Source organism: Alteromonas sp. Mac1, from assembly GCF_001562125.1.
GTDB classification, from domain to species: domain Bacteria; phylum Pseudomonadota; class Gammaproteobacteria; order Enterobacterales; family Alteromonadaceae; genus Alteromonas; species Alteromonas stellipolaris.
The window spans coordinates 3347087-3370918 of sequence record NZ_CP013932.1; the positions used below are offsets into that span (position 1 = coordinate 3347087).

At 43.4% G+C, this 23832-nt stretch carries 18 protein-coding genes and 1 pseudogene; 10 read left to right on the forward strand and 9 right to left on the reverse strand.

Annotated elements, in window-relative coordinates; genetic code table 11:
• Positions 1–60: 60 nt before the first annotated feature.
• The 3 genes from AV939_RS14340 to AV939_RS14350 form a co-directional block, all read right to left on the reverse strand.
• Positions 61–2595, reverse strand: a complete 2535-nt coding sequence (locus AV939_RS14340; RefSeq protein ID WP_057790294.1) for a TonB-dependent receptor — start codon at positions 2593–2595, stop codon at positions 61–63.
• Between the two features lie 710 nt (positions 2596–3305).
• Positions 3306–3827, reverse strand: coding sequence for a RidA family protein (locus tag AV939_RS14345; RefSeq protein WP_057790292.1), 522 nt, complete (start codon positions 3825–3827; stop codon positions 3306–3308).
• Between the two features lie 12 nt (positions 3828–3839).
• Entirely contained in the window at positions 3840–5204 is a 1365-nt protein-coding gene (locus AV939_RS14350; protein WP_057790290.1) for an aminotransferase class V-fold PLP-dependent enzyme, read from the reverse strand.
• A 362-nt stretch (positions 5205–5566) separates the two neighbouring features.
• Here AV939_RS14350 and AV939_RS14355 point away from each other — a divergent pair, with 362 nt between their 5' ends.
• Positions 5567–6031, forward strand: coding sequence for a hypothetical protein (locus AV939_RS14355; protein ID WP_057790288.1), 465 nt, complete (start codon positions 5567–5569; stop codon positions 6029–6031).
• Between the two features lie 218 nt (positions 6032–6249).
• Here AV939_RS14355 and gcvA read toward each other — a convergent pair whose 3' ends face one another.
• Entirely contained in the window at positions 6250–7176 is a 927-nt protein-coding gene (gene gcvA / locus AV939_RS14360) for a transcriptional regulator GcvA (protein ID WP_057790286.1), read from the reverse strand.
• Positions 7177–7314: 138 nt separating this feature from the next.
• On the opposite strand from gcvA, the gene AV939_RS14365 reads away from it, so the two are divergent.
• The 3 genes and pseudogenes from AV939_RS14365 to AV939_RS20510 all read left to right on the forward strand — a co-directional run.
• On the forward strand, positions 7315–7989 hold the full coding sequence (locus AV939_RS14365) for a cupin domain-containing protein (protein ID WP_057790284.1): 675 nt from the start codon (positions 7315–7317) through the stop codon (positions 7987–7989).
• Between the two features lie 4 nt (positions 7990–7993).
• Complete coding sequence (locus tag AV939_RS14370; protein WP_057790281.1) at positions 7994–9091, forward strand: flavin monoamine oxidase family protein; 1098 nt, start codon at positions 7994–7996, stop codon at positions 9089–9091.
• 55 nt (positions 9092–9146) lie between these two features.
• Positions 9147–9428, forward strand: a pseudogene (locus AV939_RS20510) (DUF2938 family protein); the annotation flags it as partial.
• A 150-nt stretch (positions 9429–9578) separates the two neighbouring features.
• Here AV939_RS20510 and AV939_RS14375 read toward each other — a convergent pair.
• The gene (locus AV939_RS14375; protein WP_057790280.1) at positions 9579–10352 is read right to left on the reverse strand and encodes an SDR family NAD(P)-dependent oxidoreductase; all 774 of its coding nucleotides are present in this window, start codon (positions 10350–10352) and stop codon (positions 9579–9581) included.
• A 107-nt stretch (positions 10353–10459) separates the two neighbouring features.
• On the opposite strand from AV939_RS14375, the gene AV939_RS14380 reads away from it, so the two are divergent.
• The 5 genes from AV939_RS14380 to AV939_RS14400 all read left to right on the forward strand — a co-directional run bounded on the left by AV939_RS14380 (position 10460) and on the right by AV939_RS14400 (position 15090).
• Positions 10460–10801, forward strand: a complete 342-nt coding sequence (locus AV939_RS14380) for a winged helix-turn-helix transcriptional regulator (protein ID WP_057790278.1) — start codon at positions 10460–10462, stop codon at positions 10799–10801.
• Between the two features lie 183 nt (positions 10802–10984).
• Complete coding sequence (locus tag AV939_RS14385; RefSeq protein WP_057790275.1) at positions 10985–11377, forward strand: BlaI/MecI/CopY family transcriptional regulator; 393 nt, start codon at positions 10985–10987, stop codon at positions 11375–11377.
• Complete coding sequence (locus tag AV939_RS14390) at positions 11370–12593, forward strand: M56 family metallopeptidase (protein ID WP_057790273.1); 1224 nt, start codon at positions 11370–11372, stop codon at positions 12591–12593. The genes AV939_RS14385 and AV939_RS14390 overlap by 8 nt, the downstream gene beginning before the upstream one ends.
• 272 nt (positions 12594–12865) lie before the next feature.
• Positions 12866–13132 (forward strand): DksA/TraR family C4-type zinc finger protein, encoded by a 267-nt coding sequence (locus AV939_RS14395; protein WP_057790271.1) that lies wholly within the window; start codon positions 12866–12868, stop codon positions 13130–13132.
• 221 nt (positions 13133–13353) lie between these two features.
• Positions 13354–15090 carry a M1 family metallopeptidase gene (locus tag AV939_RS14400; RefSeq protein ID WP_057790269.1) on the forward strand — a complete coding sequence of 579 codons (1737 nt, stop codon included), beginning with the start codon at positions 13354–13356 and terminating at the stop codon, positions 15088–15090.
• Positions 15091–15231: 141 nt separating this feature from the next.
• Here AV939_RS14400 and AV939_RS14405 read toward each other — a convergent pair whose 3' ends face one another.
• Both AV939_RS14405 and AV939_RS14410 read right to left on the reverse strand, forming a co-directional pair.
• On the reverse strand, positions 15232–15963 hold the full coding sequence (locus AV939_RS14405) for a hypothetical protein (protein ID WP_057790268.1): 732 nt from the start codon (positions 15961–15963) through the stop codon (positions 15232–15234).
• Between the two features lie 135 nt (positions 15964–16098).
• Positions 16099–17319, reverse strand: coding sequence for an endonuclease/exonuclease/phosphatase family protein (locus AV939_RS14410; RefSeq protein ID WP_057790266.1), 1221 nt, complete (start codon positions 17317–17319; stop codon positions 16099–16101).
• A 169-nt stretch (positions 17320–17488) separates the two neighbouring features.
• Here AV939_RS14410 and AV939_RS14415 point away from each other — a divergent pair, with 169 nt between their 5' ends.
• Positions 17489–18022 carry a PepSY domain-containing protein gene (locus AV939_RS14415; RefSeq protein WP_057790264.1) on the forward strand — a complete coding sequence of 178 codons (534 nt, stop codon included), beginning with the start codon at positions 17489–17491 and terminating at the stop codon, positions 18020–18022.
• Here the strand turns inward: AV939_RS14415 and AV939_RS14420 are convergent.
• Both AV939_RS14420 and AV939_RS14425 read right to left on the reverse strand, forming a co-directional pair.
• Positions 18005–20218 (reverse strand): TonB-dependent receptor plug domain-containing protein, encoded by a 2214-nt coding sequence (locus AV939_RS14420; protein ID WP_057790262.1) that lies wholly within the window; start codon positions 20216–20218, stop codon positions 18005–18007. The two genes, AV939_RS14415 and AV939_RS14420, sit on opposite strands and share 18 nt — an antisense overlap.
• 95 nt (positions 20219–20313) lie before the next feature.
• On the reverse strand, positions 20314–23571 hold the full coding sequence (locus AV939_RS14425) for a WD40/YVTN/BNR-like repeat-containing protein (RefSeq protein ID WP_057790260.1): 3258 nt from the start codon (positions 23569–23571) through the stop codon (positions 20314–20316).
• Positions 23572–23832 lie beyond the last annotated feature (261 nt).

Here is a 23832-nt window from a genome sequence, read left to right on the forward strand (position 1 = left end):
CCAGAACTATCACTTACGGCGCTTATAAAAAAGCGCCGCAGCGAATAGTATTAACGACCATTAATAGAATGCGTATTTCAATTGAATTGAAGACGTTCTTCCACTAATTGGGCGAGCTCGAATGATATCGCCTGCTGATGCAGCACTTTCTTCAGACTCAGTAATAACAAATTCATCAGTGGCGTTGTTAACATTCAACGATACTGAGAACTGGTCAGATACATACCAAGTGGCAAATAAGTTAGCCACTACGTAAGCATCTTGCTTAAGCTCGTTTGAGTCTTGAACATAGTACTCTGTTGAACCTTGTAACGACGCACCAATACTGAAGTTTTCAAAGTCGTACTGTGGAATGACCGTATAAATAAAGTCGGCTTGGCGACGAGGAGTCTTGCCCACTAGCGCAGGGTTGAACTTGTCTTCGCTAATTTCTGCATCTGTCCACGTGGCATTTCCTGACACAGTGAAACCGTTACCAAAATCGTACTTACTTTCAAGTTCTAAACCTGTTGCTTCGTATTCACGAATAAAGGTTAAACCGCTTGTTACTTCAGCTTGAGTATCTTGGGTTACTGTATTGAACAATGTCGCATTAAATTTAAAGTCTTGCGTACCGTACTTGATACCAAACTCTAACTGCTCTGTTTCATCGAAACCACTTGTGGTACTCGTTAAGCTACCATCGGCATTAAGGGTACCGGCAATTTGAAGTAGTCTATCCGCTAACGCGCGGCCCCCTTCACTATAGCGACCAAAGAAAGTGACAGAATCGCTATAAAGGTATGAACCACCTAGCGAGAATGATGTATTACTTGCTTCGTAATCAACTATTTGGCTTGTTCCATTAGCACGATTTAGGCGAATAGCACCACCACCAAAGCCGAAACCATTTGATGCAGACGCATCTTCGGTATTGCCTGAAATGACGCCGTCGCCGTTGATGTCTACGTCAGTGTTACCGCCACAGCATGAGTTTATAAGCTCACCGTTTGCTTGCACGGTGTCACGACGTGCACTCACGTCAAACAACCAGTTGTCACCCACTTCGAAGCCAACGTTGATGTAAGGTGCGGTAGTGGTGTAGTTTAAATCCCATTCCCATGACAGGAAGCTTGGTGCCCAAAGCCCTTGGTCAACAAGTGCAGTACCGTCGGCATCTTCAATATGAAGGTACTGAGAGTTAGTGCCATCAACTGTTTGAATGAACGTGTTCCAGCTGTTCCAGCTAATCGCAATGTCTTGCTTAGAGTAGTAGTAACCAGCGGTAAGCGTTACGCCATTGTCGTACTCTTTGCGAAGGCTTAAATCGTTGATCATGTTGCCTAAATCATTGTAGGTCGTATCGAACAATAAGTTTAGGAAGGCTAATCCGTTGTATTCGTCACCGGCATTAGGCCCATTGGCAAGGGTTACGCTGGTTGAGTCACAATTAAAAGCATTACCGTCGCCATCTAGAGCTGAAGCACAAATAGCCGTTGCCATGCTGCTAGCAGACTGAGGTCCATAGGCACCAAAAGTATCTGTGAACGGAGAAACAAACCCACCGCCTACATCAGACGTTCTGAATTTATTAAGTAGGTAAAGGTCTTCTGCTACTTCCAAGTCAGCTTCAAAGCCAAATGAAGTCACTTCAGATTCAATACCATCCGTTAAATCACGATTAACTGGGTTTCCAAAAGAATCGAAAGTCGAGACATTGGTGGTATAAGCAGAGTGTAATGTTTGGCTGCTTGCATCGAAGTTATCTACTGCGCCATAGCTACCATTTCCTTTCACCATGACGGGGGCTGGTAAATAGGTCGTCACTCTGTCGTCTAAATGCTTGAAGTAAAAACGTAGATGACCATTATCTAGTAACTGAGTGAAGTTGATTTTTACTTGGCCACCTTGGTCGCCGTTATAGCCAGTGTCACGAACGCCTTCGCCGCCGCGAGCAAAACCACCAATATGGAAATACAAATCGTCGTTTATTTCTCCGCCGTAAGCGAAGTCTAAACGAAACTCTTCGTAATCAAGACCAAACGATGTGCCAATTGCACCTCCACCTTGTTCACCCGTAGCGCTGATCATGTTGATGACCCCACCCGGTGAGTTACTGGCAAATGTTGATGCAGAACCACCGCGTACAGATTCTACTCGTTCTACAGACCAATCGTAGCGCAAGAAGTTATCTGCATTACCAAAGTTTATATCGCCGTACTCTAAAACAGGAAGGCCATCTTCATGGATTTGCATGAATTTAGAGCCACCCGTTGCTAAAGGAATACCACGAATAGTGATATTTGCATTACCGCCACCGCCTGAAGATTCGGCACGAATGCCTGGAAGTGCACGGAAAACCTCAGCTGTTGAGCGAGGAGCCAGCTTCATCACTTCTTCTTCATCAAACGAACTTACAGAAACACTCGCCTCTTGCGCAGAAACACCCGCAGGGCTGGCAGTAACTACGATTTGTTCATACGTTTCTTTTGCTTTCTTTTCTTGTGCTTCTTGAGGTAAATTCTCTTGAGGTAAAGAGTCCTGAGCTAAAGCAGCGCCACTTAGGCCTAATAACACTGCTATGCCCAATGCGCTTTTATTAAATGTTGTGTGCATGGGTATTCTCCAAAGCTAAGCGAAACTCTCTTACGCTCAGTTGTATCAGAAGAAGCGAAAGAGAACTAAAAACATAAACTAACAAACATCGACTTAATCGATTAAGTAAAAGATTACTAGAAGAATGCCAGCATGTAAATTATTTGTTTAAAAAAATAGCTAAAATTATTTTAACCTTACGAAGCAAAATTCTTAAAAACTTAAATAATACAAAAAGCTAACCAGCAATGCCGACAAACAAAAAAGTTCAATTTACTTTCAAATTTCACTCCGTATTAACTTAATCGTTTTAGACAAAAGGTTTAATTTACAATGTGTCAACATAATAAAACCCACATCAACTTACCCTTTGTCATCAAGCTCGCCATATGCTTTCTTCAAATGAATCCGCAAGCCTTCGCTATTACTTTAGTTCAAAAATAGGCCTTTCGTACAAAAACGTGTTGAGGGCACAAAGGTAGGTATTGTCAATATTGCTTAATCATCTGCGGGGTATTTTTCTTCACACAAAAAAGTGTGCAGAATGAAGCCGGACATGCCGGCCATGTGTTGATTGGTTTGAATAGAGGGGGGAATGAGCTTGTGCATTATTCAATTTACGTTTGAAAACTGTCCATTTTTAGCTAACCGTTAACGGCCATACTATCTAAGACATAGTTACTCTAGGGATGCCCTTTCCGTCGCACCTTTTAACGACTCTTTCGTACTCTTTACTCATCCTTCAATTCGATTATAGCACTTACCTCAACCGCCATATTGCCTGGCAGACTGCTCATTCCTACTGCCGCTCTTGCTGCTTTGCCCTCATCGCCAAACGCGGTGACAAATATATCTGAAAAGCCGTTAATCACGAGTGAATGCCCCGTGAAGGATTCTGTGGCATTTACCATTCCGCTTATTTTAAGTACTTGCTTTACCATGCTTAAATCGCCAGTGGCATCTTTGATGGTTGCCAATGCACATAACCCCACCAACTGCGCAGCATCGTAACCTTTCTCTACCGTGACATCTTGACCTAACTTGCCAAGCACACTTTTGCCTTCACAGGCGCCATGGCCTGATAAGTACAATATGTTCCCCGCCTTGCGCCATGTAACGTAATTAGCTATCGGTTTCACGGGAGCAGGTAAGGTAAAACCAGCTGCTTTTAAGCTTTGCTCAGGCGTATTCGCGCTTGCCACTACAGGCGCAAACATTAATGAAACTGCGGTCGCTATTATAAATTTCTTCATCGTTATTCCTTTCTATAGGCTTTTTAACGCTAAGGTCAATTGCTTCATTTCTTCAGCTGAAATAAATATCTGAGGAGTCACTCTTATACAACAGCCACTGGCTAACCCTACCCTTACCACCGTAAATACATTGAATTCATTTTCCAATCTTTGTTGGATCATCTTTGCATCGTCTAGCGACACTTTACCTTTTGTACGAAATGCCCCCATTCCCGTACTTGATGCATCATCTTCGCCCCCCAGCACCTCAATATTAGGCAATTTTTTCACTTCTTCTACCCACAAATTACGCAGATACCGCAATCTAGCTTCTTTATTGGCTGCTCCAAGGGACTGGTGAAAGTCGATAGCAGCAGGAACCGTCAAGATAGATGCAAAATTTGAAGTGGCAGTATGCACCCGTTTGTGGGCCAATGTATTAGTAGGGTCGGTTTCACCTGGGTATGGAGATATTTTGTCTAACGTACCCTTCTTCATATATAGCGCCCCCACACCCACAGGGCTGCCTATCCATTTGTGCAAGTTGAAGCCTGCCCAGTCCACATTTAACTCAGCAATATTAAAGTCGAGCAAACCCCACGATTGGGCGCAATCACAAATAACATCTATCCCACGTGCTTTTGCCGCTTTTGCTATGTCGGCAACAGGCAGAATGAGCCCATGTTGATTACTTACATGGGTAAGCAACATGAGCTTCACATTAGGATTTTCATCGAATGCGGTGATGTATAAGTTGAGGATTTCAGCTTGATTAGTTTGCGCAGGTAACGTGACTTCTACAGGTTTGACGTGCTGCGTTTTAGCCAGCCAGCGCATGGTTTCTTTGAAACTTGGGTAATCGATGTCAGCAAACAGTACCGTGTCGTTGGCGTTAAAATCGTTGTACTGGCGCATTAAATTATGAATAGATTCAGTCGCGTTGCGAGTGATAACGACTTCATCACTATCAGCACCCAACGCTTGTGCAATTTTGTGAGCGCTGTTCTTTAGATCATTAGAGAAATGCTTGCGCCCATAAACAGAAAGCTGTGTATTCACCATTTCCGTCTTCTCAATGAATACTTGCTGCACCTGCTTAGACATCTTCCCCCAGTAACCATGCTCTAAATTAACAATTCCCCGCGCTTTGTCATAATTCAGTGCAACTTGTGCCCAAAATGATTCATCTTTTGCCAGCATTTCGGGCGATATATTTTTAGGTCTTTCGGGTAATCGGGGTAATTTGGCAGGTATTGATGATGTAACTTCACTACTAGCATGAACCAATTTTGTCGCCGCCAAAGTTCCTACCGTCCCACCTACCGTCCCACCTACCGCTCCTCCTACCAAGGCTTTAAGCACTTGTCTGCGGTTTAAATACTCTGGCACTTCACTCATAGGGCCCCCTTACTACTAGGCTTGAACGAAAAGAAAAAAGGTTTGTATTTCAATGAACTTGAGCCACAAAGCTTCTATTAAGGCCAATTGAAGCAATTGTTGAACCACATAATTTATTAATGTGTAATTCTGAATGTAAAGCCTCTCCTTCTCTGTTCAGTTCGAACGTGCAAAGCATGGCTATTTCGTATTTAAGGCGCGTCACAAAACACAAATACAGACTTCTGTTCGGCTGTAACCAACTGTCAATACGTGTAAATAACCAGCAATAAAATGTAAAGCGTAAGGCGAAATGGCTGGAAGTTAATTAAGGTTTTAATTAATCAGTAGCGATGAGTACTTTAATTAAAATGGATTTCTAGATGAGCAAATGGTTTTGGGGTGTATTGGTTTTCTGCTTTTTAATAGTGAATGAGACAACTGTAGATTTGATACTTGCTATCACTATTGGCGGTTTTGATTTCAAGGCAAGTATTGAACAAATCTTTCGATATTCCTCACTTCTAGGTTACTTTGAATCCACTCCTTTTCGGCTTATTCCTTACTTATTACTTACGAGCTTAGCTGCATTTCTTGGTGGCCATTATTCTTTCCATGAAAAAGTAGCTTTTTGGGGGGCGTTAATGGCTATAGCGCTCTTTCATTGTTGGGGATATTGGGGTTTAAACTACCCTTCCTATACTGGTGAGCACCTATCATCCACAGCAGGGTTAGCCCTTATTTTCATTCCCTTACACGCTATTTGGGTTGGCTTACTTGCGGGTATAGCTTCAGGACTTGCATCGTTATTATCCGCTAGTGTTTTCAAAAAAGTTCGCGGCGTTTAAAGGCGTTAAAACCAAACAAGCACCTAAGTACAAAACGCCACTAAAAACCGCGATACCATGTTGTAGGCAGCAATGGTTGCTACCGCTTCCACCTTACGCATTAAAGTGGCTAACATGGCGCAAAAGCTTAAGGGTAATTAAAGCGCTTAACCACAGAGTTCATCTTTTACTATGGTAAATAAATTCTTTACTGGACATCGCATTTAATCAGTAACCACTTACTTTCCAGCAGTAGCGACTTCTACCTCTTTGAAAAGCCAGTCTTTAAAAGCCTGAATTCTTGGCAGATCGGCACATTCGTGTCGATAAACAACATAATATGCCAAAGGTGATTGAAAACTAATATTTGGAAACAACCTTACCAACCGACCAGCTGCTACATCATCTTTTGCCATAACGCTGCGCGCTAATGCCACGCCATGACCATCAATTGCTGATTGCAGCACCGCAGCAGAGTTATTTATTTGAATACTTTTCGTGGTGAAAGGGCCTGATACTCCCGCTTTTTTTAGCCACGACGACCAAGAAGGAAATCCCGTATGTGCATCCATAGACTGGTCATGTATGAGGGTTTCATTTAACAAGCCTTCTACTGAGTTCAAGCGACTTTGATCATCTAAAAAAGTAGGCGAACACACTGGGTACACCTCTTCATCCATTAACTTTTCAGCCCTTAGGCCTTGCCAGGTGCCCACACCAAAACGTATGCCTACATCTATTCGTTGTGAAGCAAAATCAACAGGCTTTAAATTCGTGTTTAGATTAACATTGGTTTGAGCACAAATAGCTTGAAAATGATGAAGCCTAGGTAGTAGCCATTTAGCGGCAAATGCGGGACTTACCGCTACGGTTAGTGCGCCACTTATGGCATTGTCTTTTAAAATGTCTACCCCTTGAGCAAGCTTATCAAACCCTTCGCGAATAAGTGGCAGCGCACTTTGCGCGGTTTCAGTAGCTATTAGTCGTGTCTTGCCCGAGCTCATCCTATGAAACAAGGCCGTATCAAGCCATTCTTCTAATGTTTTTACGAGTTGGCCCACCGCGGCGGGCGTAACGTTAAGCTCTTGTGCCGCCGCCGAGAAACTCTGATGCCGAGCACTTGCTTCAAATGCTTTAAGCGCGTTGAGGTGTATAGGTGACTTCATACGATAAATTTTTTCTTTACTGATGATTCAGATTATCTCGTTTGTAAAAGCAAGTAAATAAGTAAAAAATACCTCTCAATCCTTCAGCAAACTATTGGCTAAATAGTCCATTCCAATCTTTCTCATTAGGTTAAATATATGCGCGTTAATTCAGATTTTCTGCAACAAGCGGCTCTGCTCTCAAGTCAATATAGTTGGAAACCAACGCCCCAAAAAGGCGTTGAACGGGTAATGCTAGACAGAATAGGTGGCGAAAAAGCCCGAGCAACTACCGTGGTGCGCTATGCGCCAGAGTCTTTTTTCCCAAGCCACGGTCACCCTGGTGGAGAGGAAATATTAGTGCTTTCCGGAACTTTTTCTGATCAAGCTGGCGACTACCCCGAAGGTTGGTATTTGCGAAACCCGCCGGGCTCTTCCCATGCACCTAGCAGTAAAAATGGCACCACTATTTTTGTGAAGCTTTGGCAAATGCAGGAAAAAGAAGCCAGCCCTGTACGCATAGACACCAATAACCCTAATGCGTGGATAACAAAAAACAACCTGCAAATTTGCCCACTTTATCAGGACGATAGCGAAGAAACTAAACTCGTAAAGCTTTCGCCGCAACAACACTTGTTTAATAAATTATCTACTCATGATGCACTAGAGCTATTTGTGCTCAGCGGCAGCGTGCTGCACCAAGGGCAAGAGTATACAAAAGGGAGTTGGCTTAGGTTACCCAGCAACAGCAAACCGCTTATTACTGCAGGAGACAGTAACGCGGCGATTTACCTAAAGGTAGGAAGTTTTAAAAACATAGGCTGCGGAGACTAACCCCATGCGAAAAAAAATTGCTATTATAGGTGGCGGGCTAAGCGGCCTTTATGCCGCCTACCAATTAGAGCAAAAAGGCATTACCGATTACGTACTGCTTGAAGCCAGAGCACATTTAGGCGGGCGAATTTCTGACTTTCTTAGCAACTCGCAGAGTAAGAGTAATAGTTTCGATCTTGGCCCTACGTGGTTTTGGCCAGAATTTCAGCCGCAGTTAAGTGAGCTTATTAAAAGCTTGAAGCTTGAAACCTTTGCCCAGTTCGAGCAAGGACACACACTGATTGAACGTTCATCTAGCCAGCCACCAACCGCCACACCGGGTTACATGCATTCTCCCACTTCTATGCGGATAAAAGGTGGCATGGGCAAACTCATTAACGCCCTGTATGCGAAGCTTCAAAACAAACACGTAGTAACCAGTGCATCTGCTGAATCAATAACCTATCAACAAGACAGTATTGAAATACGCTATAGCAATTCCGATAAGCCAAACAACACAGTCTATGTTGAACATGTCATGCTCGCACTACCGCCTCGTCTGGCGGTAGAAAAAATCGCATTTAACCCAACACTACCAAGCGATGTAATAGCAAAGTGGCAAAATACAGCAACGTGGATGGCGCCACATGCTAAATACATTGCAGTATACGATACCCCATTTTGGCGCAAGCAAGGGCTGTCGGGCAGTGCGCGCAGCAGCGCGGGGCCAATGGTTGAAATACATGATGCATCATACCCACAAGGCCAAGCAGCGTTATTCGGTTTTATTGGTGTGCCAGCAACCGACAGGCAACGTATTAACAATGAAGATTTGAAAGCGTATTGCCGGGCCCAATTGGCAAGACTTTTTGGTACGCAAGCCGCTACACCTGAAGTCGATGTTATTAAAGACTGGGCACAAGATGAACTCACTTCAACACATTTAGATAAACACGCGGCAAATGCACATGCCACAGCGCCTTACATTACCCCGCCTAATGGCCCATGGCATCAACGCTTAGTGGGTATAGGCAGTGAATGGTCGACGCAATTTCCCGGTTACCTCGCAGGCGCGGTAGATGCTGCAAGCAAGGGTGTTGAGCACTACATTCACACTTATTAGTAGCTCTTTTCATCTCTATTCACACCTTTCAAGCACTTTTCGAGGACACACCATTATGATCAATGACTCTATCTATACTTTTATACTTATAGGTATAGGGGGCACTATTGTTCTAGATATTTACGCTTGGTTACTCGCGACATTTTTCGGGTTACCTGCAACAAACTGGTTATTGGTGGGGCGCTGGGTAGGCCACATGAAATCAGGGCAATTTATTCAGCCCGCATTGCCAAAGGCCGAACGAGTACCTGGCGAACTTATCATTGGCTGGGTTGTACATTACCTAATTGGCATTACGTACGGTTTAATATTAATGCTCTGCGTAAACCCACGTTTGGGTGCAACTCCCTACCCTACTTCCCAGTTTACTTGTTGCATGGGAGCACCTCGCACTTTTCTTTATGTACTTTTACTCATATATAAAGGCCAGAGAGAAAAGCTGGCCTTTATCCTTTTTCGACAACAACATCGCTACCAAACAATACGCTTAGTTCCGCCCGGCAATAACACCACCATCAACGTCCCATATTGCACCAGTTACCCAACTGCTCTGCTCCTGAAGCAGAAACATAATACTATTGGCAATGTCATCAGAAGTACCAATGCGCCCAATAGGATGGAATCCATTAAACCCCTTTAACGCCTCATCGACATCAGCTGGGTTAATAAATGATTCGTAAATAGGTGTCTTCACTACCGCAGGCGACACTGCATTCACGCGTATATTATATTCTGCTAATTCCATCGCCATGTGTTGCGTTAATGCATGTAGCCCCGCTTTAGCCATTGAGTATGCAGAAGACGGTGTGGCTTTTATTGCCTGTTTAGCCCACATTGAACCAATATTCACCACGGCGCCCCCGCCATGCTTAATCATATTATTAGCAATCGATTGACTGATGAAAAATATTGCGCGATTCAGTGTGGCATATATATCATAGTCATCAGGTTCATGTGATAGGAATGGCTTAGGACTAAAATAACCTACTGCGTTAACCAAGTATTGAATATGTCTGTCTTCGGCGTTCAATTGCTGTATCACTTTTTCGACGTCTTGTTGTTTATGTAAATTGGCCTGAATAGTCTCAACAGTAGCACCACTTGAAGCGTATGATTCAATATCAACCTTTGCTGATGCTAGCTTGCCACTGTTATTACCTAAAATAACCGTATCAATTCCTTTTGCAGAAAGCTGTTTAGCTGTCGCCAATCCCATTCCACTTGAACCACCGACTACCACTGCAATATTAGAAGTTTGCATTATTAATGACCTTGCTTGTGTTAAAATGAAAAGCCAATTTAACGGCAATTAATAGACTTAAAAAGTAAGCACTTATCGGTAAGGTAGGTACTTTTAGGTACATCTTAATGAAAACTATAGAGAAGAATTTTTCAAAAAAAGTAGCACCGAGCAAAGCAGCATTAATGGTGCAAGCTGTTTGCGGTTGCAAATGGTCTCTTACTATTTATCAATTGCTTGGCTATGGAATAAATCGCCCAGGCGAAATGGTTCGTCGGGTAGATGGCCTTACCACGAAAGTACTTAACCAGTGTTTGCGAAAAAATATCGAATTTGGCATTTTAGCCCGTACGTCTTATAACGAAGTGCCCCCAAGAGTGGAGTACGAAGTAACCGAGTTTGGCAGTAAGTTTATGAAAGTACTGGACGAATTAGAGCAATTACAAAATGAAATTTATAGCAATGAATAGATAATGGCCCGTCACTAACTTGTGGCCATTTCCCCCGCTTCCGCCCTACACCTACAACCATTACTCAAAAAAGTGCTAAAGAAACTTGCACTTTAGAATTACACATGTAATCTTATATTTAGACTACACTTGTAATCCATTTAATTAAAAGCCACTACATGATTGGTTAAAGCGAAAATACTTATGACGACATCTAAAGCGCAGCCAGATATTAGCAATACCGAGTTTGAAGTATTAGACGTGATTTGGGACAGCAACCCGATATCATCTAACGAGGTAATTGACCGCCTTAATCAACATAAACCTTGGCATGAGAAAACAGTAAAAACTTTACTCGGCCGCCTAGTTAAAAAGGGGGCGATCAGTTTTCACAAGCAACAGCGCCAATACCTTTATTACCCCATAATTGCCCGCGAAGAATATGTTCAAGAAGAAACGAGCAGTTTTTTAAGCCGACTTTTCAAAGGTAAAGTTGCGCCTATGATTGCAGGCTTTGCCAACCAAAATGAATTATCTAAAGAAGATATCGATGAGCTTAAAGCTGTCATCAAGCAGTGGGAGCAAAACAATGATTGAGTGGGTGATTTCTCAGCAAGTTATGTTAACGGTTGTTTTGGCGCTTTTGATCTTTTGTGAACGATCCCTTACTAACCAACTAGGTACTAAGTTTGTTTATAAAGCGTGGTTGTTAATACCTGCCGCTCTTGTGATGAACAACCTGCCCGTTGATTTGGTCTCTATTCCTTCTAATAGCATCAGCCGCTATATAGTGGGTATTAACCCTAATGTGTCCAGCTCGCAATTCAGCGTGCTGTTTTGGCTATGGGCAACAGGTGCTAGTGCGGTAGCAGCTTACATATTGGTGCATCATATAAGCTTATTTCGCTCTATTGATAAAAAGCACGTTGTTCCTTTGCCTAAATCTACCGTTTCAGTAGGCTCAAATACGTCACCTTCCCTTAGCGCGTATTATTCCAATAAAGCTTCTACACCTATGCTCTTTGGTTTTTTGAAGCCTGTCGTTCTGCTGCCTAGTTATTTTGAGACTGCATTTTCAGGTACTCAACAAGCATTAATACTTGAACATGAAAGAGTACATAACCAACACAAAGACAACGTATGGAATGCTATTGCGTTAGCTTTTACAGTACTTTTTTGGTTCAACCCTGCAACTTGGGTTGCGTTAACGTCGTTTCGTAGTAGTCAAGAATTAGCATGTGATAACTCAGTGCTAGCCAACAAATCACCAGACGAGAAACTCATTTATGCAAAAGCACTTGTTTGTTGTGCCGAGCATAATTCAAAAGCAGTAAACCTGTACCCAACCTTTGGAGAGAAAAGTACAATGATTAAAAGACTGAACGCAATTAAAACCCCGCATAAAGGTAATAAGTTACTTGCCGCTGGCACAGCTGCTATTTTTGCCTTAATCACTGCCAATATGGCATTAGCTAACGCCCCACTTCACAATACTGAACACAAACAGTCGAAGGTTGACGAAGCAGCACCGGTAGAATTTGTATCGCCTGCATACCCCGAAGCGGCCGAAAAAGGCAATATTGAAGGCTTCGTTGTACTGCAATTCGATATTACCAAAACCGGTAGTACCGATAATATTACGGTGGTCAATGCCACTCCCGACGGCGTTTTTGATGAAAGTGCGAAAGCCGCGCTTAAACAATGGAAATACAAACCAGCAATTAAAGGTGGTGTTGCACACAGGCAAACAAGTTTGTTAGTACAACTCGACTATAAACTTGACCAACCATTAGCGGCGGGTACTGATAAGTAGCCGTAAACCAATCAAGAAAGAATACTAAAAGGAGCGCGCGCTCCTTTTAGTGTTTTTCTTAAATAATGCTATTTCCTTTTAGGTGATGCAAATATTGCACTGTTCTCAGTAAAAGCTGCGCTTCCAGTAGAACTGCTCACACCGTCGGCCACACTCTATTTACTCTAATCGTTTGTAATCATTATCAAAATAGCCAATCAACATGCTCGGCACTGTCTTTGCTTCATTCTATTGTTAATCGCAATACTCGCAAGTAGAGCTTAGGAGGGAATATGGCTGGTGGCTGGGCAAAAGATGGCGCAGTGCAAGATCAAATAGACGCAAGCATTGAAGATGCGGTATCGCGCGCTAAAAACAACATGTATCAAGGCGCAAGCGCTGAATTCTGTGAAGAGTGCGACGCCCCAATTCCTGAGCGCAGACGCATAGCAGTGCCTGGCGTTCAATTGTGTATTAACTGCCAAGCTGAAATGGAAAAAACAAGCAAAGTTGAGTCGTTGTTTAACCGAAGGGGCAGTAAAGATAGCCAACTAAGATAGACCGTGAAAATAATCGAATTATACAAAGGCGCCTTTATCAAAAATAGGATTAGTCACGCGGCCAGTTACCGTCTTTCATCTTACTTACCCCCGCATTAACCGTTTACTCATTGCATTGTATTGAGACTTTTGTGAAAGATAAGTTATTGATTTATCTTGCTCCTGTTCGTATAACAATAAGAACGGAATAACAAATTCACAATAATAAAAACGGAAAGAACATGAAATTAAAAATGCTTGCCTTAGCGTGTGCCTCATCATTTATTGTTGGGTGTGCGACTCAGCCAGCTTCTTCAGTAAATCCCATACACGCTGCCGAGCTATCAACACCCTACACGTTAAAAACTGGGGGAGAAATTCCTGAAAGGCAACAGAACCTATCTATTAGCCATGCAACGCTCGCCTTTTCCTTTGATTTCGACAAAGAGATTTTGTTTGGAGATACTACCCTCACCCTGCAAGCGCCTTCACCGCAACAAGAAATTTCGGTGGACTTAGACACTCGTTTTGCTATCGAAAGCGTGTGGTTGAACGGCACCAAATTACCCGAACAGCAGTTTAGTAATCCCGAAGGTGAGCTTATAGTCTCGCCGAATAGCGATGTGGCGTTTCCTGCCACCTTGCGTGTTGTGTATTCAGGCCATCCTCGCACGCCGATTAGAGCCCCTTGGGATGGCGGTGTGATGTGGGAAGAAACCCCTGATGGACATCCATGGTTAGCTACTGCAGTGCAAGGTGAAGGTTGCGATCTTTTCTGGCCTTGTATCGACCAACCTTATGGTGAACCGGCAACTACTGAGCTTTTAATTACTGTCCCTAACCCCCTTGTGGCCGCCAGTAATGGCGTATTAATCGACACCCAAGAAAAGGGTAACGATCGCACTTTTCATTGGAAAACCAAGTCGATGCATAATACGTACGGCATTGCCTTAAACATAGCGCCTTATGAAAAGCTCACACAGAATTTTACTAGTATATACGGTAATACCTACCCGTTAACCTACTACCATCTTCCAGAAAACGAAGACAAAGCTAAGGCCTTATTTGCCGAGCTACCAGAAATGATTACTTTCTTTGAACGTATGATTGGCCCTTACCCGTTTGCGGACGAGAAAGTAGGCATAGTACAAACGCCTCACTTGGGTATGGAGCACCAAACAATAAACGCCTATGGCAATGAATATAGAAAAGATGATGCTGGGTACGATTGGTTAATGCAGCACGAGTTTGCCCATGAGTGGTTTGGTAATCAGCTGACCAACGACAATTGGGATCATATGTGGCTACACGAAGGATTTGGCACCTACATGCAGCCGCTATATGCCCAATATCTTCATGGTAATGAAGCCTATTTTGTAAAACTGAATGCCCAGAGAAAAGGGTTAGCCAATGCTCACCCCATTGTAAGTAATGAATTAATGTCTGAAGAAGATGTGTATGAAAAAGGCCCTGCGGGTGATATTTATGCCAAAGGTTCATGGGTTATTCATACGCTTAGAGGGCTAATGGGCGACGAAGATTTCTTCCGCTCTGTAACCGAATTAGTGTATGGGCGCGTTGACCCTAAGCCTGGAAATTTCAAACCGATTTTCGCCAATACTCAAGACTTTATCGATATCGTCAATAAAAACAGCACGCACAATCTAGATTGGTTTTTTGACGTGTATTTATTCAGTGCGGCTTTACCTAAATTAGATGTTGCTCGCACCGAAAATGACGTCACCTTTACGTGGAAAACAGAAGGTGATTTACCCTTCCCTATGCCCCTAGAGGTTAGCATAAACGGTAAAGTAACCACGCTTGATATGCAAAACCAAACCAGCTTAACAGTAAGCCAATATGATGTAGTGATTGCCGATCCTAACAGTAAGGTACTTCGCTACGAACAGCGTTTTGAAGATTATAAAGCTTGGCAAGAAGAGCAAGCTGAAATGAAGAAAAAACAGACCGAGGAATAAGTTAAAACAGGGCTCATAAATCTCGCTGAACTTAACTCCATGTCATGCCTAATACGGCATGACATGGAGTGGATAGCACGTAGATTAAGGAGCTCTTACTTATGTTGGTAAACTGAACCCTTAAATTCCTGTTACCGATATTTACCGCTTCTTGGTGATAGGAATAACCCCATTGCGACTTTCTACCAACTCTTCTAATGCCACACCGGGGTCTTCTTCCCCAGCCACTGACGTAGCATAGGGACTAGCAGCCTCGGCTTCAGCATCTGAAACGGGTGTGACGTTTGTATCACCGGTGCCACGGGTGCCATTGCTTTTGCCGCTATTAGCTTGATTTTTATCTTTTAAACCACGCATTAATTCCTCCAAATAGGGTACAAACTCTAAGGCTAGTGCTACCAATAGCACCGTAACTAAATACCATGTGGGTAAAGGGTCTTCTTTAAGTTGAAGGGCGAAATCGGCGGGGATACCGCCGATACCAAACAGCGCGGTGAAATGAGGCCAATGTCGGCCCACCACTAAAACTAAGGCCAACAGCGGGATCATTTCTAAAAAGCTATGAACATGCTGTTCAATGGGCCCTACACGGCGCTTAGTTACCGCGTAAGAGACATCCCACATGGCGGTAGCTTCATGCACAAAAAAGAGCACGATACTAATAGCGATGATTAAGCTGTTTACTTCGAAGATCAGCACCATGAATAGTGGGATGCCAACTTCGGCGAACATCAGCAAATGAATGAATGATTCTTTTGCGCCGCTGGTTCCAGAAATATTACTCCGCCTATGACAAAACCAGTCAACAATACCTGCCAGAAACCAGATAGGAATGATGAAGTACATTAGGATAATTAGCGTAGGATCGTCCATAGAAACTTGCCTCTCCTCGGAACATGGCTTACGTCAAGTGACGTAAGCGAAGGTGTATGAGGTTATAAACGGGCAAGTAACCAGAACAGATTAGCAGTTCATTAAACTTTTTTAACATTTACGGATGGAAGCGAATTATTTTATCGTTAACGACACCCAAACCATTCTATGGTCAGAGCTTGCTTGCCTGTCTTTTACCAGCCTATATAAATCACTGTCTTTGGTTGGCCAAAATACACCAGCGTCTTTTACGTCAAACCCATATTGTGAAGGCAGCACATAATCGGCTCTTGCCCCCCAGTAGGCAGTGAAACGGTTACTGAAATCTTCGCTGGAGGCTTCTGCACCACCCGCACTTGTGGGAATAAGGCTATTGTTCACTAACGGGCTTTCAGTTAATTGCTCAATCACATCGGGTCTGTATTTATCGCCAATATCAGCAGCATTAAAATCGCCGACCAATACGAATCGGTCATTGTCGTTTAAGCTAACCTGCTCGCCAGCATCGTCATAAATATAGCCACCACGATTTGGCGTTAAATAATCTGCCATTAGGCGAATTTCATCGTGATTACGGGTACCGTTTCTATCTTCCTCGCCATCAAAATTTGGCGGTGTGGGGTGCATGGCTAACACATGCACTATTTTTCCGTTCACATTGACCGGAATATCCCAATGAGATTTTGAACTTAAACGAAAGGTCTGCCACTCTTCTTCTGAATACCAATGCGTACCTGCATCTTCAGTACTGGCAGCAGGTAGCATAGGCTGTTGGGCATCAGGCATATCTTGCCATTTGAAAGTTTGAAAAGTACGTGCATTAGCATGATCAATAGGATACTTAGACAATACCACCATGCCATATTGGCCTGGGTATAACCCATAACCATAAGCATCACCGCCGTATTGTTCTTTTTTGCCATTGTTGTCTAAATCAAAATGCGTGGGCTCGCCCGTATTCACGGTATTAGTATAAACATAGCCATAATCCACTGCTTTTTGACCAACTTGTGAAACATTTAAATAATGCTTTATAAAATTCTCAATTCCTACTGACTGGTCGGCGATATAATCAAACTCATTGAGTAGCAGAATGTCGGGGTTAACACGTTGAATAATTTCAGCAATATTCTTAACTTGCTGGTTTTCACCATTAGATAGCACTTGCTGTAAAACCTTAGCACTAGGCGCTAACCCAAGCGCTTTGTAGTTAGTCGATTCCATGCTTACGTTAAATGTGGCTACTTTTAGTGTTTGCGCTACTTGTTTGTCTTGAGCTTCAAGAGATTGTAGTGCTTCGGCGTGTAGGGCAAACGGTAGCAAGGTAAATAGCGATAAAAGAAGCCTGTGTTTCATGGGTTTACTCAGTGGTTATTCTACTTTCTATAAGACTACCAATATTACGGTGATTACCAAGCGGTTTTAACTCATTTATTCGTCGCTTGAAATCTTAGTATCAGCTAACATTTTTTACTCGCTAAATCAGATGCAGTATAGTGAACGTCCATTTTTAGGTAGTAAATGAATGTCGATTAACCTGCGTAAAACCAGCCGCAATTTTCACTTGTGGCTTTCATTGGTCATTTTTATTCCTGTCGTTGTTGTGATTGGCAGTGGCCTTTTGCTGCAGGTAAAAAAAGAATTCGACTGGCTACAACCGCCTACCCAAAAAGCACTTGGCGATGCGCCATCTATTAGCTTTGATAACATTATTGAAGCGGTAAAAAATGTCCCCGAAGCTAAACTGAACAGTTGGGGCGATATCGACCGCTTAGACGTGCGCCCCGACAAAGGCATTATAAAAGTACGCGGTAAGAATCATTGGGAAGTTCAGCTAAATGCAACCAATGGCGAAGTACTTCAGGTTGCTTATCGGCGCACCGATACCATTGAAGCTATTCACGATGGCAGCTGGTTTTTTGAAAGCGCCAAACTATGGCTTTTTTTGCCCGCCGCCATTTTGCTTTTCATTTTGTGGCTGACGGGCTTAGTCATGTTGTTTACTACGCTAAAAAGCAAATATTTAAAGCAATATTACCGCTCACAGCAAAAAGGTTAGTGCGAGCTGCACGCTTTCACCTTGAGCAAATGCAGCTTTATCGTCGGCACTCACATAATATTGCTGATTAGTAAGATTCCGCCAACTCGCTTGCACCGACATACGTTGATTGAATTGCCATAGCGCGCCAATATCTATGGTGGTTACATTGCCGAGTTCCTTTTCACTATCACCAATATCTCGCTTGCTTGCACGATGAACCAATGTTGAAAATAGCCGAACATCTTCTAGCTCATACCCTAATGTTAATCGCTGACTATTAGGCGGAATATCGGAAATAGCGCTTCCCAAAGTATCTTCGCCGTCAATCCAGGCTCCATTTAACTGAGCAAACCAATACCCTTGCTCTGTTGCTTTATTTTGCGCTTTATTTACAGCTTGTGACTGCTGCCAATCTAGCTGATAGCTTATGCCTCGAATCGTCGCACTGTCTAAATTGCTATAAACCTGCACATTTTCAGATACCGTAGTACGTTCAATATAGTGATTAATTTTCTGATGAAACACTTCAACTGAGCCCGTTAAATCAATGCTGTTGTACGATAACGAAGCCTGTACATTTGTGGCCTGCTCTGTTTCTAAATTGTCATCACCTAAGACAGTGCCCCGAGGGGTTTCTCCCGAAAAATAACGCTCGGTTAAAGAAGGATTTCTAAAAGCGCTAGATAAGTAAACACTTGCCGACCATTGAGGCGAAAGCGTATGGCTGGCCCCAATAAACCCGCTAACGTTGGTATTAGTAACATCATCAGCATTGTTAGACTGCTGCTGCCAATCAAGCCTGCCTCCAAAGGCTAGCGAAGTAGCACCAAAGGTACGCGATGCATCGGCAATACCTGCCACTGTGGTTTCACTAGCATCCAATGTACGAAGTTCGTAAGCCAATTCAGAAGTAAAGAATGAGTCAGTTAGATTTGAAGCTTCATCTAAGACAGGTTGATTTATAAGAGATTCATCTACAGTCAATTCACTAGCAGAGGAAACCAAGGTGAACTCTCTTTCATCAATAATTACCCCTTCTCGCCCCATTAATTGAACTTGCCAGTTTACTTGCCAATTATTTATGCGTGCGTTACTGCCAACATCAAGCCCGAAGTCTAACGCCTCGCTTTCACTTTCGTTTATCCGATCTTCTGGCCTTAAAATGTGGGTGTCCAATGTGGATTGGTGCCACCAAAGGTTGCTAACTAGGTCTGTGCTAGATGTGTCAGGGCTAGCCATGTCATCGCTAAATAAGTCAGAGCTAAATATATTAGAAAATGCAAAAGTCATTTTGCCTAACCAATGCGTATTTTCTGGGTAGGTAGTTACTCTATCTTCAGGAAAGTCACTACTCGACTTACCAATATCACTGTTGTCTGAATACAAGGTCCAGGCTTCTTTCAGCACCCCACTTACCGGACGGTGCCTTATGAATAGCGCGGATTGTTCGAATTTATCAAACAGAGTATTACCTTGCGCGTCATTACCGTTATTGCCTTTACGGTACGACAGGTTCCAGTCCGTATTGGCTGCGTAATCGGCATAACTATAGTCTTGTGCCTGTTGGTTACTGCTCCACCCTATTTGAAGGTTAGATTCTGTGTTATATGGAAGTAACAAATCTACAGCGCCACCAATAGCGCCCGAGCCTAAATAGGTAGATGCAGCCCCTGGAATGACGGCAACACTTTGAATAAAAGAAGGTGGAACAAAGCCAACACTCGCCCCCGCTCGGCGGTCACTCACAATAGGTACGCCATCAAGTAAGGATTGAATTCGCCAGCGAGAGAAGCCGCGAATATTAATATTTTGAATTTGCCCACCTTGCCCATTTAAATTAACTGACGGCGATTGCAGCAAAATGTCATTGATGTGAGGGCTACCCACAAGGTTTGATTTATCGTAGCTATATTGGGGAAAAATGCTGTTTAAAGTTTGATTGTAATACGGGCGCTCTGCGGTGACCGTGTACCGCTCTAGCGCTTCAATACTCTTATTGTCAGTGCTCTCGTTGTCAGTGCTCTCGTTATCAGCGTTCAGGCTCTCGGTACTTGTATTTGTGCTGGCACTGGCCGAAAAAACGGGGGCAGCTAAAAATGAAATGGTTAAAAATAGCTTAAAAGGGGCTAATCCAAAAGTTGATAACTTAGCTGAATGTAATTCAAAAAACTTTGAACGAAATATAAAACAGAAAAAATACGACAGGCTTTTCATTGGGTCTTGCTACGGTAATAAAGCTAATAAAAGGAAGGGTAAGAATAAAAAATGCGGCAGCGTAATGCTGCCGCATCTGTTTTTACTAACACTCGTTAGTTTGTAATTACCGGAATGCCAGCGGTCCAAGGGCCACCTTCATTCACTACGGCTTGCTGTAGTGCAGGCACTGTGGTTTCTTGCAGTGTTTTAATACGTGCACTCACTTGGTTTAATTCATCTTCAGCATAACCAAGTTGGTCTTTATGCTGTTGAGTAGGCCCGTAAGATGAACCCAGTGCCGATCTTGCATAGCGTAAACGACTCATAATATTCGCCGGTTTAATGCCTTTGCGATTACGCGATTCTAAGCCACTAAACGCCTTGTTAATGTCGTTCAATTCACGTTGAATACTCGCAAACTTAGCTTCAAGCTGGCTTACATCACTAGGGGTACGGTCAATAGCAACACGAAGCAATTCCATTGTCTCTTTCACTTGCCCTAGTACAGTAGTTGCAGACATTGCACGTTTCTGCAATTTAGTAACAGCGTTCCCATACGCTGTAATGTCCTCAGCAGAGGCCCCTTTCAAAGCACCTTCATAAATAGACTCTAGCGTAAACTCAACCGGCTCTGCTAGCTGAGTAACAGTTGCACCCTCGCGCTTAAATAACGTAGCGCTATAAGTGCCTGGCAATGCCATTAAGCCATTATTTTTGCTATCTTTCTTAGTAAGCGGTGTGGTGTTTGAATACTTCATGTCCCATGTAATGCGGTGAAGTCCTTTCTTAGTGCTACCCGCTACGCGATTTATTACGTCGCCCGCATTGTCACGAATTTCAACATAAACTGCAGGTTCTGGCTCTTGAAGTTCAGCTTCAATCGCTTCCCAACTTGGATACTTAGGATATTTGTCATCTTCAAGTAGCTTTTTCTCAGCTTCTTGACGCTTACCCTTCGCGGTTTGCAAGCTGTCTTTCAAGAAATAAGTTAACGTAGCACCATGAGCTGGGTTCTCTGCCACAAAACGGTCATCGCCGTCTGAATCAGAATGCTTGGTGTCTAGCTTAAACCATTTCACGGGGCGGCTAGGCGCGAACAACAGTGCATCTTGCTGCATCGACTTTTCAGTTAATGCACGAAGCGGGGCGTAATCATCTAGAATATAAATTCCACGGCCAAATGTACCGGCCACTAAGTCATTTTCTCTGCGCTGTATTTTCACATCGCGAGTAGAAATGGTTGGCATACCGCCATCAAGTTCAACCCAATTTTTACCGCCGTTAACCGTAAAGAAAACGCCAAATTCGGTACCAATGAACATCAAATCTTTGTTCACATGATCTTGAACAATACGCCAAACAAGGTGTTTTGCAGGTAAGTCATCGGCAAGTGATGTCCACTTTTTACCTAGGTTAGTCGACTTGATCAAGTAGGGTTTGTAGTCGCCATATTTGTGGTTATCTAAAGCAACATATACGGTATTCGGATCGTATAAATCAGCGCGAATATCATTCACATAAGCGGTAGCGGGAATACCTTTGATATCGTCTAATTCAATTTTCTTCCACGACTCACCGCCGTTGGTAGTGACTTGAATAATGCCATCGTCTGTACCTGCCCAAAGAATATTCTCATCCACTGGGCTTTCAGAGAAGTTAGCAATGGTGTGAAATTCTGTCATGGCATACAAATCCCAACCCGCTTCTACCGACCACGTTCTGCCCATCATAGGCATATGCATACGGTTTCCGTCTTGGGTCAGGTCGCCAGAAACGGCCGTCCAGCTATCGCCGCGGTTGTCTGAACGCCATACGCGCTGGGAAGCAAAGTAAATACGCGCAGGATCGTGGCTAGACACATTAATTGGAGCATCCCAGTTGTAGCGCTCTGCTGGGTCGCCTGGCAGTGGCTGCGGCTTAACGTAAACGCCTTCTTTGGTGGTCATGTCTACGCGGGTAAGGTTGCCCTGTTGCCACTGAGAGTAAATAATATCTGGGTTACCCGGCTCAACTGCAGGCTGATGCCCATCTCCGCCTAGAGTTAAGAACCAATCTTTGTTCTTAATGCCATCTGCGCGTCTAGTACGTGATGGCCCGCCTTGGGTCGAGTTATCCTGTGCACCCGCATAAATCATATAGAAAGGTTTCGAATCATCCGGTGCTACTTTATAAAACTGGGTTAGCGGCAAATTCGCCATAAAGTGCCAATTCGCCATTCTGTCATGAGACATATAAATACCACCGTCTGATCCCATCAAAACAAAATCAGGATCAGTAGGATGGAATGCCATAGCATGGTCATCTACGTGCTTGCGCTTAGTATTGATTGGCGTCCACGTTTTACCGCCATCGTCAGACACTTTACTGTAGTTACTGGCAATATAAACACGGTCGAACTGGTGTTGGTCAGCAAAAATTTCTTGGTAATAATGAGGGCCTGTTCCAGCACCTATCTCATCAGACACTTTGGTCCAACTTGCGCCTTGGTCGGCTGAGCGATAGAAACCACCTTTGCGGTTATCAGTTTCGATAGTAGCGTAAAGCACATCAGGGTTCATAGGCGATATCGCCATACCTATTTTACCCATGTTGCCTTCTGGCAAACCGGTTTTAAGTTCTGTCCAAGTTTCACCGCCATCGTCAGAGGTATGAATGCCTGCGCCTTCATTGGTCCCTACATATACGGCAATAGAACGTTGGCGAGCCCACGTGGCGGCATAAAGTTTATCAGGATTTCGCGGGTCGATAAGTAAAGAGGTTACACCGGTCCATTTGTCAGCAGGCGTTAGCACTTGCTTCCAAGTATCACCACCGTCAGTCGTTTTGTACAAACCACGCTCGCCACCGCCAGACCACAATGGCCCTTGAGCTGAAACCCACACAATGTCAGGGTTTGTTGGGTGAATAATAATGTCAGAGATATGTTCAGACTTCGCTAAGCCCACATTTTTCCATGTTTGACCGCCATCGACAGATTTGTATACGCCGTCACCAAAGCTGATATGGCGCCCGCCGTTATTCTCTCCTGTACCTACCCAAATAATATTTGAGTTACTAGGCGCAATGGTCACATCGCCAATTGAATACACTGCTTGGTTATCGAAAATGGGCGTCCATGTGTTGCCTGCGTTCGTGGTTTTCCACACGCCACCAGAACCTACTGCGGTATACCATGTTGAAGGATTATTTTGATCAATAGCAATGTCTGCTATCCGACCAGACATGTAAGCGGGTCCAATATTTCTCAGCTCCATTGCTTTAAAAGTTGAACTGCTAAAAATAGATTTGTCGTCGTTAGGTTTTTCTGCAAAAACAGTCGAGCATGAGAGTGCAAGAGATACAGCTACTGCAGCTTTAAAAAGCTTATTCATTATTATTGTCCACAGAGTGTTTATTTGAATTTAGAATTATAGGAAGTAACACTATATAGAGTTACTAATAAACCTATGAAGTTTCAATAAACACACGACCAACTACCTAATATAGAGGTTAAAAAATAGTCGTGAGTGGAAAAGGATTTTTGGTGGGATAATAAGAGAAAAATACTTTACCCAGTTGAGTGGCTACCATTTAAAAAAGAGCCAAGCTTCTGATGAAAACTTGGCTCTTTTAAGATCGTATGCGCTAAGCAG